The following is a 15,888-nucleotide window of genomic DNA, read 5'->3' on the forward strand; positions in this document are numbered from 1 at the left end:
GCGTTGGTGGGCTGGGCGGTCCTCCCGACCTCCTGGGGAGAGGGGGTCCCGGCGGGACGGGCGGCACCGGCGGAACCGGCGGCGTGGGAGCTGCCGGGGGCACGGGTGGCACCGGCGGATTAGGAAGCACCGACACCGGCGGCGCCGGAGGCACCGGCGGGACCGGCGGCGTGGGAGCTGCCGGCGCGCGCGGCGGTTCCGGTGGCGCGGGCGGCGCCGGCGGTCACGGCGGACTGCTCGTCGGCAATGGCGGCATCGGTGGCATCGGTGGCGGCGCTGGTTCGGGCGGAACCGGCGCCACCGGTGGCGCTGGTGGCACTGGTGGCACTGGCGCCATCGGAGGACTCGGGAGGCCCGACTACCCTGGTGCGGGCGGCAACGGCGGAGCCGGCGGGACGGGCGGAAACGGGGGCGACGGCGGCAATGGCGGCGACGGCGGCCAGGGCGGCGCCGGCGGTCTCTTTGGTCAATCGGGGGCCGCGGGCTTGGGTGGCACCGCCGGCGCGGGTGGCGGCGCCGGCAGCCCCGGCAGCGGGGGCGCCGGGGGTGCCGGGGGTTTTGTTGGAGCGGTGAGTGGCGGCGTTGGCGGTCCCGGTCAGCCGGGCGTTGCCGGCGCGGCCGGCGTCGATGGTCTGCCCGGATAGATCGCTGGCGATTCAGCGTGGGCCGGGTGGCCCACGGTCGCCCTGATCGGTGGATGTGATGACCGTCACTATGACGTTCTGCTCCCGGCGCGCGACTAGTGGGGTGAGAGAGCAACCCACTGGGTACGACACTCGGTAGTAAGCCGGAGTACGCTTGATTTAACGCTCAGGAGATGAACTATGGCCAAGCTGACGCGGCTGGGGGATCTGGAACGCGCCGTCATGGACCACTTGTGGTCGATGGCGGAGCCGCAGACCGTTCGCCAAGTCCACGAGGCGTTGTCGGCGCACCGCGACCTTGCCTATACGACCGTCATGACCGTGCTGCAGCGGCTGGCGAAGAAGAACCTGGTGTCCCAACTCCGTGACGACAGGGCTCACCGCTATGCGCCGGTGCACGGCCGCGATGAACTGGTGGCCGGTCTGATGGTCGACGCGCTCGCCCAGGCCGAGGACTCAGGCGGCCGGCAGGCGGCGCTGGTGCACTTCGTCGAGCGGGTTGGCGCGGACGAGGCCGACGCACTGCGCCGCGCCCTCGCCGAATTGGAAGCTAACCAACGCAATTCGCTATCTGCTGGACCTCCGGCCGACGACTGAGGGAGACTATCAGCGTGTGTGCGCTGGCCTTCACCATCCTTGCGGTGCTGCTGGCTGGCCCCACACCGGCGGCACTGGCACGGGCGAAGTGGCCACTGCGCGCTCCCCGGGCCGCGATGGTGCTCTGGCAGGCCGTTGCTCTCGCCGCCGTCCTGTCCACTTTCAGTGCGGGTATCGCCATCGCCAGCCGGCTGCTGATGCCCGGCCCCGACGGCCGGCCGACCGCGGGCATCGTCGACGCCGAGAGCCGCCTGGGGTGGCCGCTGTGGGCGGCCTACGTCACCGTCTTCGCGTTGACCGTGCTGGTCGGGGCGCGACTGATGGTGGCCGTGGTGCGGGTGGCCATCGCGAACCGGCGGCGCCGGGCACACCACCGGATGGTGGTCGACCTGGTTGGGGTGGGCCACGATTCCGCGCGCAGCCAACCCTGCGCCCGAACCCGCGATCTGCGGGTGCTGGACGTCAAGCAGCCGCTGGCCTACTGCCTGCCCGGGGTGCGCAGCCGGGTGGTGGTCAGCGAGGGGGCGCTGGCCACGCTCGCCGACACCGAAGTCGCGGCCATTCTGTCGCACGAGCGGGCTCATCTGCGGGCCCGCCACGATCTGGTGCTGGAAGCGTTCACGGCCGTGCACGCCGCATTCCCGCGCCTGGTGCGCAGCGCCAACGCCCTGGGTGCGGTGCAGTTGCTGGTGGAACTGCTGGCCGATGACGCCGCGGTCCGCACGGCAGGGCGCACTCCCCTGGCCCGCGCCCTGGTGGCCTGTGCCTCCGGTCGCGCTCCGTCCGGCGCGCTGGCCGCGGGAGGCCCCAGCACCGTGGTGCGGGTCCGGCGGTTGTCCGGCCGGGGCAACAGCCCGCTGCTGTCCGCGGGCGCCTATCTGACCGCGGCTGCGGTGCTGGTGGTGCCCACCATCGCGCTGGCCGTACCGTGGCTGACGGAGCTGCACCGGTTGGTCACCGCGTAGGCACCGGGCCGGGCGCCTTGGAATGCCGGGGAACGCCGGCGCGGCCGTTGTGCGACAGTATTTCCCAGGTTTCCTGAACCGCTGGGCCCGATTGAGAGGCAGGACATGAGTTCGTCGGATTCGAAGACTGCGACCGCACAGATCGGGGTGACCGGCCTGGCCGTGATGGGCTCGAACCTGGCCCGCAACTTCGCCAGGCACGGCTACACCGTGGCGCTGCACAACCGGTCGGTGGCCAAGACCGACGCGCTGCTGGACGAGCACGGCTCTGATGGCAACTTCGTGCGAAGTGAGACGATCCCGGAATTTCTTGCGGCACTGGAAAAGCCGCGCCGGGTCATCATCATGGTCAAGGCCGGCGACCCCACCGATGCCGTCATCAACGAGCTCGCCGACGCCATGGAAGAAGGCGACATCATCATCGACGGCGGCAACGCTCTCTACACCGACACGATCCGTCGGGAGAAGGCGATCCGCGAGCGCGGCCTGCACTTCGTCGGCGCCGGCATCTCAGGCGGCGAGGAGGGGGCGCTGAACGGGCCGTCGATCATGCCGGGCGGCCCCGCCGAGTCCTATGAGTCGCTCGGCCCGCTCCTCGAGGAGATCTCGGCGCACGTCGACGGCGTCCCCTGCTGCACGCACATCGGACCCGACGGCGCGGGTCACTTCGTCAAGATGGTGCACAACGGCATCGAGTACTCCGACATGCAGTTGATCGGTGAGGCCTACCAGTTGCTGCGCGACGGGCTGGGCAAGTCGGCGGGTGAGATCGCCGAGGTGTTCGACGAATGGAACAAAGGCGACCTGGACAGCTTCCTGGTCGAGATCACTGCGCAGGTGCTGCGCCAGACCGACGCCAGAACCGGCAAGCCGCTCGTCGACGTCATCGTCGACGAAGCCGAGCAGAAGGGCACCGGCCGGTGGACGGTCAAGTCGGCGCTGGACCTGGGGGTGCCGGTCACCGGCATCGCCGAGGCCGTGTTCGCGCGGGCGTTGTCGGGTTCGGTGGCCCAGCGCAAGGCGACGACGGGACTGGCCTCCGGCGATCTCGGTGACAAGCCCAGTGATGCAGCGCAATTCACCGAGGACGTCCGGCAGGCCCTGTACGCGTCGAAGATCATCGCCTACGCCCAGGGTTTCAACCAGATCCAGGCGGGCAGCGCCGAGTACGACTGGGGAGTCACGCCCGGCGACCTCGCGACCATCTGGCGCGGCGGCTGCATCATCCGGGCCAAGTTCCTCAACCGGATCAAAGAAGCCTTCGACGAGGACCCCGACCTGCCCACGCTGATCGTCGCCCCGTATTTCCGCAGCGCGATCGAAGCGGCCATCGACAGTTGGCGGCGCGTGGTGGTGACGGCCACGCAGTTGGGTATCCCGATCCCGGGGTTCTCCTCGGCGCTGTCCTATTACGACGGGTTGCGCACCGAACGGCTGCCCGCCGCGCTGACCCAGGGCCTGCGCGATTTCTTCGGCGCGCACACCTACGGGCGCACCGACGAGGAACCGGGCAAGAAGTTCCACACCCTGTGGAGTGGAGACCGAAGCGAAGTTCCTGCCTAGCGAGAGACGATGAAGTTCCTGGACGGGCACCGCCCGGCATTCGACCTGACCTACAACGACGTGTTCATCGTGCCCAACCGGTCCGATGTCGCGTCGCGGTTCGACGTGGACCTGTCGACGGTTGACGGTTCGGGCACCACCATCCCGGTCGTGGTCGCCAACATGACCGCGGTCGCGGGCAAGCGGATGGCCGAGACGGTGGCCCGCCGGGGCGGGATCGTGATCGTCCCGCAGGATCTGCCCATTCCTGCCGTGCAGCAGACGGTGGAGTTCGTCAAGAGCCGCGACCTGGTGCTCGACACCCCGGTGACGCTGGCGCCCGACGATTCGGTGTCAGATGCGATCGCGCTGATCCACAAGCGCGCCCACGGGGTCGCGGTGGTGGTCTTCGAGGGCCGCCCCATCGGGTTGGTCCGCGAAGCGGCCTGCGTGGGCGTGGACCGGTTCACCCGGGTGCGCGACATCGCCGTCACGGATTTCGTCACCGCACCGGCGGGCACCGAGCCCCGCAAGGTCTTCGATCTCCTCGAGCATGCTCCGATCGGCGTGGCGGTCCTCACCCACACCGACGGGACCCTGGCCGGGGTGCTGACGCGCACAGCCGCGGTACGTACCGGGATCTACAGCCCGGCTCTCGACAGCACGGGGCGGCTGCGGGTCGGCGCGGCAGTCGGCATAAACGGCGAGGTCGCCTCCAAGGCCCAGGCGCTGGCCGAGGCGGGTGTCGACGTCCTGGTCATCGACACCGCGCACGGGCATCAGGTCAAGACGCTGGAGGCGATCAAGATGGTCGCCTCGATGAATCTGGGTGTGCCGCTGGTGGCCGGGAACGTGGTGTCGGCCCAGGGAACCCGGGACCTGATCGAGGCCGGCGCCGGCATCGTGAAGGTCGGCGTCGGGCCCGGCGCGATGTGCACCACCCGGATGATGACCGGCGTGGGCCGCCCGCAGTTCTCCGCTGTAGTCGAATGTGCCTCTGCCGCAAGAGAACTGGGCGGACACGTGTGGGCTGACGGTGGCATCCGGCACCCGAGGGACGTGGCCCTGGCGCTGGCCGCCGGTGCGTCCAACGTGATGATCGGGTCGTGGTTCGCCGGCACCTACGAGTCCCCGGGCGACCTGATGCGCGACCGCGACAACCAACCGTACAAAGAGAGCTATGGCATGGCGTCCAAGCGGGCGGTGGTCGCCCGCTCCGGCGCGGAAAGCCAGTTCGACCGGGCCCGCAAGGCCCTGTTCGAGGAGGGGATCTCGACGTCGCGGATGGGTCTGGACCCCGACCGCGGCGGGGTGGAGGACCTGATCGACCACATCACCTCCGGCGTGCGCAGCACCTGCACCTACGTGGGTGCCGCGAACCTGGAAGAGCTGTACGAGCGGGCGGTGGTCGGCGTGCAGTCCGCCGCCGGCTTCGCCGAGGGGCATCCATTGCCCACCGGTTGGTGAATGACCCATGAACCACTCCGGCACCTTGCTCAGTGTGCTGGCCATCCTGGCGCTGACCTTCGGCACCGCGGTCTTCGTCGCCTCCGAGTTCTCCCTGACCGCCCTGGACCGCAGCACCGTGGAAGCCAACGCGCGCAGCGGCGGCGGCCGGGACCGGCTGATCCGGCGGGCCCACCGCAGGCTGCCCTTCCAGCTCTCGGGCGCGCAGTTGGGTATCTCGATCACCACTCTGGCCACCGGTTATCTGACCGAGCCGTTAGTGGCCAACCTGCCGCATCCGTGGTTGGACGCACTCGGCGTCTCCGACAAGCTGGCCGACACCATCACCGCGGCGTTGGCGCTGGTGGTGGTCACGTCGGTGTCAATGGTGTTCGGCGAGTTGGTGCCCAAGTACCTGGGTGTCGCGCGGCCGCTGCGGACCGCCCGGGCCGTGGTGTTGCCACAGTGGCTGTTCTCGGTGGTGTTCACGCCCGCGATCCGGATGACCAACGGGGCGGCGAACTGGATCGTGCGCCGGCTCGGCATCGAGCCGGCCGAAGAACTGCGCTCGGCGCGCACTCCCCAGGAACTGGTCTCGCTGGTGCGCACTTCGGCACGCCGGGGCTCCCTGGACGACGTCACCGCGTCGCTGATGCACCGCTCACTGCAGTTCGGCACCCGTACGGCCGAGGAGCTGATGACCCCACGGTCCAAGATCGTGGCCCTGCAGACCGACGACACCGTCGTCGACCTGGTGGCCGCGGTCGCCGCCACAGGGTTCTCCCGGTTCCCGGTCGTGCAGGGCGATCTGGACGAGACCGTGGGCATCGTGCACGTCAAGCAGGCCTTCCAGGTGCCGGCCGCGCAGCGGGCGCACACCCTGCTGCGGACGGTGGTCAAACCGGTCGCGGTGGTGCCCTCGACGCTGGACGGCGATGCGGTGATGGCTCAGATCCGCGCCAACTCGCTGCAGACCGCGATGGTGGTGGACGAGTACGGCGGCACGGCCGGCATGGTCACGGTCGAAGACCTGATCGAAGAGATCGTCGGTGACGTGCGCGATGAGCACGACGACGCGACCCCGGATGTGGTGGCCTCCGGCAGCGGCTGGCGGGTGTCGGGATTGCTTCGTATCGACGAAGTGGAGACCGCGATCGGGTACCGGGCGCCGGAAGGGCCGTACGAGACGATCGGTGGGCTGGTGCTGCGCCAGCTGGGCCACATCCCGATGGCGGGTGAGACCGTCGAGCTCCCCGCCCTGAACCGGAACGGCCTGCCCGACGAAACGATGCGCTGGGAGGCCAAGGTGGTGCGGCTGGACGGGCGCCGGCTGGACCTGCTGGAGCTCAAGGAACTGCCCCGATTGAGCAGGGATGAGCGATGAACTCGATTGTGGCGGTGCTGCTGGCGATATTTTTGATCGCCCTCAACGCCTTCTTCGTCAGCGCCGAGTTCGCGATGATCTCGGCCCGCCGCGACCGCCTGGAAGCGCTCGCCGAGCAGGGCCGGGCCAGCGCGGTCACCGTCATCCGCGCCGGCGAACAGCTACCGGCCATGCTGGCCGGCGCTCAACTGGGTGTCACGGTGGCATCGCTGCTGCTCGGGCGGACCGCCGAACCTGCGGTCGCCTCGTTGCTGCAGTCGGCGTTCGAGCTGACCGGAATTCATCCCGCACTGGTGCACACCCTGGCCTTCATCCTGGCGTTGGGCCTGGTGGTGACGCTGCACGTGTTGCTGGGCGAGATGGTGCCCAAGAACATCGCGCTGGCCGGTCCGGAGCGCACCGCGATGCTGTTGGTCCCCGCCTACCTGCCCTATGTGCGCGCCGCGCGCCCGGTCATCGTGTTCTACAACAAATGCGCGAACGGGATACTGCGGCTGCTGGGGGTGGAACCCAAGGACGAACTCGACATCACGGTGTCCACCGCGGAGCTCTCGGAGTTGATCGCCGAATCGCTCTCCGAAGGTCTGCTCGACAAGGAAGAGCACGTCCGCCTGACCCGCGCACTGCGGGTGCGCACCCGGGTGGTCGGAGATGTCGCGGTTCCGCTGGCGAAAGTCCACGCGGTCCCGGTGGCATCGGCGAGTTCCGGGCCCACCATCGGTGCGGTCGAAGAGGCCCTGGCGCAGACCGGCTACTCCCGTTTCCCGGTGGTCGACCGCGATGGCAACTACATCGGCTACCTGCACATCAAGGATGTGCTCGCCCTCGGTGACAATCCACACACGGTGATCGGCCGGGCGCTGGTGCGCCCACTGCCGACGATTCCGCAGGCGCTGGGGTTGCCCGATGCACTGTCGCGGATGCGCCGCAGCAACAGCCACCTCGCGCTGGTGACGGCCGATGACGGGGAGGTGGTGGCGCTGGTCGCGCTGGAGGATCTGGTGGAGGACCTCGTCGGCAGCATGCGCGACCGCGCGCCCCGAGAGTGATCAACAAGCCCGTATGATCTGAGCGGCCGCGGGTACCAGACAAGTGCTGTCGGGAACGAAATCCCATGTGTCCGCGTTGCCAGAAAGCGATTCACAGGGCCCGCCGCGTTGCTGCGGGCGAAGCTGTCAGCGCGCCGTGACCTGGCATTGAGGGTCGGCCGGGCTAGGCTCGTCGAGCTACCCATCGGTAGTCTGACGGTAGCTAGTCGGCGGGTCCGGAGATGGTTCGGCGAGGTTGGTGAGGGGCCGGTAAGGCCATTACGGAGGAGAACGATGACTGATCGGGTGACCGAAGGCAACCTGCGCGTGGCTCGCGTGCTCTATGACTTCGTGAACAACGAGGCGCTGCCCGGCACCGGTATCGACCCGGACAGCTTCTGGGCGGGTGTCGACAAAGTCGTCACCGACCTCACGCCCCGCAACCAGGAACTGCTGGCGACTCGCGACGAGCTCCAGGCCCAGATCGACAAGTGGCACAAGCAGCGGGTGATCGCCCCGGTCGACCAGGACGCCTACCGCCAGTTCCTCACCGAGATCGGCTACCTGCAGCCGGAACCGGATGACTTCACCATCACCACGTCCGGCGTCGACGACGAGATCACCAGCACCGCGGGTCCGCAGCTGGTGGTGCCGGTGCTCAACGCGCGGTTCGCGCTCAACGCCGCGAACGCGCGGTGGGGGTCGCTGTACGACGCCTTGTACGGCACCGACGTCATCTCGGAGGAAGACGGCGCCGAGAAGGGGTCGGGCTACAACAAGGTGCGCGGCGACAAGGTCATCGCCTACGCCCGCAAGTTCCTCGACGGCGCGGTGCCGCTCGCGTCGGGCTCCTGGGCCGACTCCACCGGCGTGAGCATCGACAACGGCCAGTTGCAGGTTGCGCTCGGCTCCGACTCGACCGGCCTGGCCAGCCCGGAGAAGTTTCTGGGGTACTCCGGTGAGCTGGGCTCGCCCAGCTGGTCGGTGCTGCTGGTCAACAACGGTCTGCACATCGAAATCCTGATCGACCCCCAGTCGCCGATCGGTGCGACCGACGCGGCCGGCATCAAGGACGTGATCCTGGAGTCCGCGATCACCACGATCATGGACTTCGAGGACTCGGTGACCGCGGTCGACGCCGACGACAAGGTGCTCGGCTACCGCAACTGGCTCGGACTCAACCGGGGCGACCTGTCCGAAGAGGTGAGCAAGGGCGACAAGACGTTCACCCGCGTGCTCAACCCGGACCGCACCTACGCGACCCCCGACGGCGGGGAGCTGACGCTGCCCGGACGCAGCCTGCTGTTCGTGCGCAACGTCGGTCACCTGATGACCAACGACGCCATCGTCGACGCGGACGGTAACGAGGTGCCCGAAGGCATCCAGGACGCGCTGTTCACCGGACTCATCGCGATCCATGGCCTGCGCACCGGCGATGAGAACGGACCGCTGCAGAACAGCCGCACCGGCTCGGTGTACATCGTGAAGCCGAAGATGCATGGCCCCGAAGAGGTCGCGTTCACCTGCGAGCTGTTCAGCCGCGTCGAGGACGTGCTCGGATTGCCCCAGGCCACCCTCAAGGTCGGCATCATGGACGAGGAACGGCGTACGACGGTCAACTTGAAGGCGTGTATCAAAGCCGCCGCCGACCGGGTCGTGTTCATCAACACCGGGTTCCTGGACCGCACCGGGGACGAGATCCACACGTCGATGGAAGCCGGCCCGATGATCCGCAAGGGCGCGATGAAGAACAGCACCTGGATCAAGGCCTACGAGGACGCCAACGTCGACACCGGTTTGGCCGCCGGCTTCAAGGGCAAGGCCCAGATCGGCAAGGGCATGTGGGCGATGACCGAGTTGATGGCCGACATGGTGGAGCAGAAGATCGGCCAGCCCAAGGCCGGCGCCACCACCGCGTGGGTGCCGTCGCCGACGGCGGCGACCCTGCACGCCATGCACTACCACCAGGTGGATGTCAGCGCCGTCCAGGACGAACTCGCCGGCAAGAAGCGGACCACCCTCGACGAGCTGTTGACCATCCCGTTGGCCAAGGAGCTGGCCTGGGCGCCGGAGGAGATCCGCGAAGAGGTCGACAACAACTGCCAGTCCATCCTGGGTTACGTGGTGCGCTGGGTCGAACAGGGCGTCGGTTGCTCGAAGGTGCCCGACATCCACAACGTCGCGCTCATGGAGGACCGCGCCACCCTGCGCATCTCCAGCCAGTTGCTGGCCAACTGGCTGCGCCACGGCGTGATCACCAGCGAGGACGTGCGGGCCAGCCTGGAACGGATGGCGCCGCTGGTCGACAAGCAGAACGAGGGTGACCGGGCCTACCGGCCGATGGCGCCGAACTTCGACGACAGCATCGCGTTCCTGGCCGCCCAGGAGCTGATCCTGGCCGGTGGTCAGCAGCCCAACGGCTACACCGAGCCGATCCTGCACCGCCGGCGCCGCGAGTTCAAAGCTCGCGCCGGCGCGTGACCTGACCGCGGCGACCTGACCAAGATTCGAAGGAGAGGACGCAGACACCCGCATGGGTAGGCACAGCAAGCCCGACTCCGGGGATTCCCTGCCCGATCCCGAACCCGAGCCGTTCGACGAGCATGTCGACGAACCCGATGCCTGGGGTGCCGGGCGATTCGGTGACGAGTACGGCCAACCAGCTGGCGATGACTATCCCGAGTTCGGGTTCCGCCCGGCCGACGCGGAGCCGCCCGCGGAGCACGAGCCGACGGCCGAAGAGCCCCCGGCGACGGCTCCCCCACCGCCGCCGTTGCGGGCCAGCCACCGCGGGCTCCGGGATTGGCAGGGTGGACACCGCAGTGCCGGTGGCCGGCGCGGTGTCAGCATCGGTGTCATCGTCGCCCTGGTCACCGTCGTCGTGGTGGTCGCCGGGGTGATCCTGTGGCAGTTCATCGGCGACGCGCTGTCGCACCGTTCGCACACGGCCGCCGCGAACTGCGCCGGCGGCAAGGACGCCGTCGCGGTCCTGGCCGACCCGTCGATCGCCGACCAGGTGAAGGAGCTCGCCGACGGCTATAACAAGCAGGCGGGCCCAATCGGCGACCGCTGTGTCGACGTCACCGTCAAAGCCGCCAACTCCGACGCCGTCATCAGCGGCTTCATCGGCAAATGGCCGGCCGAACTGGGTGCGCAGCCCGGCCTGTGGATTCCGGGAAGTTCGATCTCCGCGGCCCGGCTGTCCGGTGCCGCCGGGCAGAAGATCGTCAGCGACAGCCGCTCGCTGGTGACCTCGCCGGTCCTGCTGGCGATCCGGCCGGAGTTCAGTCAGCCCCTGTCCAAACAGAACTGGGCGGCACTGCCTGGCCTGCAATCGAATCCGACGTCCATGGCGAACTGGGGGTCGCTGCGACTGGCCCTGCCGGTGGCCGGCAACGGCGACGCGTCATTCCTGGCCGGCGAGGCCATTGCCGCGGCGTCGGCACCCGCCGGCGCGCCGCCGACGGCCGGTAGCGCCGCGGTACGCACCCTGGTGAGCGGGCAACCCAAACTGCCCGACGACTCGCTGAACGAGGCGATGAACGCGTTGCTGAAGCCGGGCACGAAGGCCGAGGAGGTGGCGTCCGCCCCGGTTCACGCGGTCGTCACGACCGAGCAGCAGCTGTTCGCGCGCGGCCAGTCGATCTCGGATGCCAAGAGCAAGTTGGGATCCTGGACCCCGCCCGGCCCGGTCCCGGTGGCCGACTACCCGACGGTGTTGCTCAGTGGCTCCTGGCTGAAGCAGGAACAGACCACCGCCGCCAGCGCCTTCGCGCGGTACATGCACACCCCCGAGCAGCTTGCGAAGCTCGCGAAGGCGGGATTCCGGGTCAACGGTGTCAAGCCGCCGAGCAGCGCGGTGACCAGCTTCGCGGCCTTGCCCGCCACTTTGTCGGTCGGCGACGACGCCCTGCGCGCCACGCTGGCCGACACCATGGCCACCCCGTCGGCGGGTGTCGCCGCCACGATCATGCTCGACCAGTCGCTGCCGAACGACGATGGCGGCGGCAAGACCCGGCTGGCCAACGTCATCGCGGCGCTGGACGGCCGGATCAAGGCGTTGCCGCCCACGGCGGTCATCGGGCTGTGGACGTTCGACGGCCATGAAGGACGCGCCGAAGTGCCGGCCGGGCCGCTGGCCGACCAGGTCAACGGCCAGCCCCGCTCGGCGGCGCTCGCGGCGGCGCTGGACAAGCAGTATTCCTCCGGCGGCGGGGCGGTGTCGTTCACCACGCTGCGCATGATCTACCAGGAGATGCTGGCCAACTACCGGGCCGGCCAAGAGAATTCGATTCTGGTGATCACCGCCGGGCCGCACACCGACCAGAGTCTGGACGGCCCCGGTCTGCAGGACTTCATCAAGAACAGCGCCGACCCCGCCAGACCCGTGGCGGTCAACGTCATCGACTTCGGCGGGGACCCGGACCGGGCCACCTGGGAAGCGGTCGCCCGGCTCAGCGGCGGCAACTATCAGAACCTGGCGACCTCCGCCGGGCCCGATCTCGGCACCGCGGTCAACAATTTCCTGAGTTAGGCCGGTATCAAGCGATGAACGTGGATTTCACCCCGGATCCCGAGCTGTATCCGTTCGAGTCACGCTGGTTCGACAGCTCGCGGGGCCGGGTCCACTACATCGACGAGGGTGACGGCCCGCCCATCCTGTTCTGCCACGGCAACCCCACCTGGAGTTTCCTCTACCGCGACATCATCAAGGCCCTGCGGGGCCGATTCCGTTGCATCGCACCGGATTACCTCGGCTTCGGCCTGTCCGAGCGCCCGGCCGGCTTCGGGTACAAGATCGACGAGCACGCCCGCGTCGTCGGAGAGTTCGTCGACCACCTGGGTCTCGACGGATTCGTGACGATGGGACAGGACTGGGGCGGCCCGGTCGGCATGGCCGTGGCGGTCGAGCGTGCCGACCGGATCCGCGGTGTCGTATTGGGCAACACCTGGTTCTGGCCGACGGATGTGTTGACCACCAAGATCTTCAGCCGGGTAATGGGCAGCCCGCCCCTGCAATGGGCCATCCTGCAACGGAATTTCTTTGTCGAGCAGATGATTCCGGCGGGGACGACGCGCAAACTCAGCCCGGCGGAGATGGAGCACTACCGGGCGGTGCAGCCGGACCCCGCTGCGCGCAAAGGTGTCGCCGAGATGCCCAAGCAGATCCTGGCCGCCCATCCCCTGCTGGAACGACTTGGCCGGGAAGTACCGGCCAAGCTCGGCGGCAAGCCCGCCCTCTTCGTCTGGGGCATGAAGGATTTCGCGTTCCGCCCCGGACCGTCGCTGCCGCACATGCGGGCGGCGTTCCCCGATCACGTGCTCGTCGAGTTGCCTGCCGCGAAGCACTTCATCCAAGAGGATGCGCCCGAGGAAATCGCCGCGGCGATCCTGGACCGCTTCGGTTGAGCTACGCGAAGGCCTCGACCGGCGGGCAGGAGCAGACCAGGTTGCGGTCGCCGTAGGCGCCGTCGATGCGGCGTACCGGGGGCCACACCTTGGGCCGGAATGCCTTGCCCAGCGGGTACGCGGCCTCCTCGCGGGTGTACGGGTGGTTCCACTCCGATGCCACCAGGCACTCGGCGGTGTGCGGGGCGCCGCGCAGCGGGTTGTCGTCCACCGGCCACTGTCCGGAACCGACGCGGTCGATCTCCCCGCGAATGCCGATCATCGCCTCGCAGAACGCGTCCACCTCGGCCAGGCTCTCACTCTCGGTGGGCTCCACCATCAGTGTGCCGGCCACCGGGAAGCTCATGGTCGGCGCGTGAAAGCCGTAGTCCGCCAACCGCTTCGCGACATCGTCGACCGTCACACCGGTGGCCTTGGTGATGCCGCGCAGATCCAGGATGCACTCATGGGCGACCATCCCGTTCTCGCCGGTGTAGAGCACCGGGAAGTACTCGTCGAGGCGCCGCGCGATGTAGTTGGCCGACGCGATCGCGGTCAACGATGCTGCCCGCAGCCCGTCCCCGCCCATCATCCGGATGTAGGCCCAGCTGATCGGCAGGATCGACGCCGACCCGTACGGTGCCGCGGACACCGGGTGCCCCTGGGGAAGCTCGGGAGCGTGCGGGTGGCCGGGCAGGAACTGCGCCAGGTGCGAGCGCACCGCCACCGGGCCGACGCCCGGGCCGCCGCCGCCGTGCGGGATGCAGAACGTCTTGTGCAGGTTCAAGTGGCTGACATCGCCGCCGAACTTGCCCGGCCGGGCCAGGCCCACCAGCGCATTCAGGTTGGCGCCGTCGACGTACACCTGGCCGCCGGCGTCGTGCACGGCCGCGCAGATGTCGGCGATGTCGTGCTCGTAGACGCCGTGGGTGGACGGATATGTGATCATCAGCGCCGACAGCCGGTCCGCGTGTTCACCGACCTTGGCCCGTAGATCGTCGAGGTCGACGTCGCCGTTCTCGTGACACCCGACCACTACCACCCGCATGCCGGCCAGCGCGGCCGAGGCGGCGTTGGTGCCGTGCGCGCTGGACGGGATCAGGCAGATGTCGCGGTGCGGTTCGCCCCGGCTGGCGTGGTAGTCGTGGATTGCCAGCAGCCCCGCGTACTCGCCCTGGGAACCCGCGTTGGGTTGCAGGGAGACGGCGTCGTAGCCGGTGATGGCGACCAGCCAGCTTTCCAGGTCACCGATCAATTGGCGCAGGCCGACGGTGTCGGACGCCGGGGCGAACGGGTGCTGACGCCCGAACTCCGGCCAGGTGATGGACTCCATCTCCGCGGCCGCATTGAGCTTCATGGTGCAGGAGCCGAGCGGAATCATGCTGCGGTCTAACGCAATGTCCTTGTCCGCCAGGGTGCGCAGGTAGCGCATCATCGACGTCTCGGTGCGGTACCGGTGGAAGGCCGGATGGGTAAGGAATTCCGATGTGCGCGTTGCGATATCGGTTCGCCGCGGCTCAGCGGCCGGCACGCCGAACGCGTCCAGCACCGCCGCGACGTGAGCGTCGGTGGTGGCTTCGTCGCAGGCGATCGACACGTGGTCGGCATCGACGCGCCACAGGTTGATTCCCCTGTCTTTCGCCGCGGCCACCACCTCGTCGGCGCGGCCCGGCACGTGCGCCAGCACGGTGTCGAAGAAGTCGTCGTGCACCAGCGCCTCGCCCAGGGCGCCGGCGATGGTCTCGGCCTGGGTGTGCACCCGGCGCGCGATGGCGGTCAAACCCTCGGGGCCGTGATAGCTGGCGTACATGGCGGCCATCACGGCCAGCAGGACCTGCGCGGTACAGATGTTGCTGGTGGCCTTGTCGCGGCGGATGTGCTGTTCACGGGTTTGCAATGCCAGGCGGTATGCGTCATTGCCGTCGGCGTCTTTGGACACCCCGACCAGGCGTCCTGGCAACTGCCGGGCGTGCTTGGTGTGCACCGCCAGGTAACCGGCGTGCGGGCCGCCGAATCCCATTGGCACGCCGAACCGTTGGGTGGTGCCGAAGGCGACGTCGGCGCCGATCTCGCCGGGCGGTGGCAGCAAGGTCAGGGCCAGCAGGTCGGCTCCGATGGCCACCAGCGCCCCGCGGTCGTGCGCCTGGCGCACTAGCGCGCTCCAGTCCGTGATCCGCCCGCTTGCCCCGGGCAGCTGGGCGATCACCCCGAAGAAGTCGCCGTCGGGCAGCCCGTCCCGCAGGTCGGCGGTGACGATCTCGATGTTCAGCGGCTTGGCCCGGGTGGCCAGGATCGCGGCGGTCTGCGCGAATACGTCGACGTCTACGGCGAGCCGGTTCGCCGGCCCCCGGTAGGCCCGGTGCATCAGTGTCATGGCCTCGGCGGCCGCGGTGCCCTCATCGAGCATCGAGGCGTTGGCGATCTCGAGGCCGGTGAGGTCGGTCACCATCGTCTGGAAGTTCAGCAGCGCCTCGAGGCGGCCCTGGCTGATCTCGGGCTGATACGGGGTGTACGCGGTGTACCAGGCCGGGTTCTCCATGATGTTGCGCAGCAGCACCGGCGGGGTGAGCGTGTCGTAGTAGCCCTGCCCGATCATCGACACGGCGATCGTGTTGCTGTCCGCCAGCGCCCGCAGCTCGGCCAGTGCCTCGGCCTCGGTGGCGGCCTGCGGGAGGCCGTCCAGGCCGGGGGCGAGACCACTGGCGGTCAGTGTGTCGAGGATGCCGCTGGGCACTGCCTTGGCGGCCAGTTCGTCCAGCGAGTCGACGCCGATGACGTCAAGCATTCTCTTGACGGCCGAGCTGTCCAAGCCGATGTGCCGGTCTGCGAACGTGAAATGGTCGGACACGCGAAGATCTCCTGACGTAGGGCACCACTGAGTGCGGGGCCCTCTC

11 protein-coding genes are annotated in these 15,888 nt (G+C 68.9%); 10 read left to right on the forward strand and 1 reads right to left on the reverse strand.

Annotation, left to right across the window (positions count from 1 at the left end; all coding sequences use genetic code 11):
* The 10 genes from AO501_RS38225 to AO501_RS18505 all read left to right on the forward strand — a co-directional run.
* Positions 1-644, forward strand: a 644-nt coding sequence (locus AO501_RS38225) for a hypothetical protein (protein WP_197419887.1), incomplete at its 5' end; no start/stop codon positions are given.
* A 180-nt stretch (positions 645-824) separates the two neighbouring features.
* Positions 825-1,241, forward strand: coding sequence for a BlaI/MecI/CopY family transcriptional regulator (locus AO501_RS18465; RefSeq protein ID WP_055579092.1), 417 nt, complete (start codon positions 825-827; stop codon positions 1,239-1,241).
* Positions 1,242-1,255: 14 nt separating this feature from the next.
* Positions 1,256-2,206 (forward strand): M56 family metallopeptidase, encoded by a 951-nt coding sequence (locus AO501_RS18470; protein WP_055579093.1) that lies wholly within the window; start codon positions 1,256-1,258, stop codon positions 2,204-2,206.
* Between the two features lie 105 nt (positions 2,207-2,311).
* Positions 2,312-3,769, forward strand: a complete 1,458-nt coding sequence (gene gndA / locus AO501_RS18475; RefSeq protein WP_055579094.1) for an NADP-dependent phosphogluconate dehydrogenase — start codon at positions 2,312-2,314, stop codon at positions 3,767-3,769.
* Positions 3,770-3,778: 9 nt separating this feature from the next.
* Positions 3,779-5,215 (forward strand): GuaB1 family IMP dehydrogenase-related protein, encoded by a 1,437-nt coding sequence (locus AO501_RS18480; protein WP_055579095.1) that lies wholly within the window; start codon positions 3,779-3,781, stop codon positions 5,213-5,215.
* A gap of 7 nt (positions 5,216-5,222) precedes the next feature.
* Positions 5,223-6,578, forward strand: a complete 1,356-nt coding sequence (locus tag AO501_RS18485) for a hemolysin family protein (protein WP_055579096.1) — start codon at positions 5,223-5,225, stop codon at positions 6,576-6,578.
* On the forward strand, positions 6,575-7,627 hold the full coding sequence (locus AO501_RS18490) for a hemolysin family protein (RefSeq protein ID WP_055579097.1): 1,053 nt from the start codon (positions 6,575-6,577) through the stop codon (positions 7,625-7,627). The genes AO501_RS18485 and AO501_RS18490 overlap by 4 nt, the downstream gene beginning before the upstream one ends.
* A 273-nt stretch (positions 7,628-7,900) precedes the next feature.
* Positions 7,901-10,087: a malate synthase G gene (locus AO501_RS18495; RefSeq protein ID WP_055579098.1), complete on the forward strand. Its 2,187-nt coding sequence runs from the start codon at positions 7,901-7,903 to the stop codon at positions 10,085-10,087.
* 52 nt (positions 10,088-10,139) lie between these two features.
* Complete coding sequence (locus tag AO501_RS18500; protein WP_055579099.1) at positions 10,140-12,140, forward strand: substrate-binding domain-containing protein; 2,001 nt, start codon at positions 10,140-10,142, stop codon at positions 12,138-12,140.
* A 14-nt stretch (positions 12,141-12,154) separates the two neighbouring features.
* Complete coding sequence (locus tag AO501_RS18505; protein WP_055579100.1) at positions 12,155-13,015, forward strand: haloalkane dehalogenase; 861 nt, start codon at positions 12,155-12,157, stop codon at positions 13,013-13,015.
* Between the two features lies 1 nt (position 13,016).
* Here the strand turns inward: AO501_RS18505 and gcvP are convergent, their stop codons facing one another.
* Complete coding sequence (gene gcvP, locus AO501_RS18510) at positions 13,017-15,842, reverse strand: aminomethyl-transferring glycine dehydrogenase (RefSeq protein WP_055579101.1); 2,826 nt, start codon at positions 15,840-15,842, stop codon at positions 13,017-13,019.
* Between the last annotated feature and the right edge of the window lie 46 nt (positions 15,843-15,888).

This window comes from Mycobacterium gordonae (assembly GCF_001417955.2).
Taxonomy (GTDB): Bacteria; Actinomycetota; Actinomycetes; order Mycobacteriales; family Mycobacteriaceae; genus Mycobacterium; species Mycobacterium gordonae_B.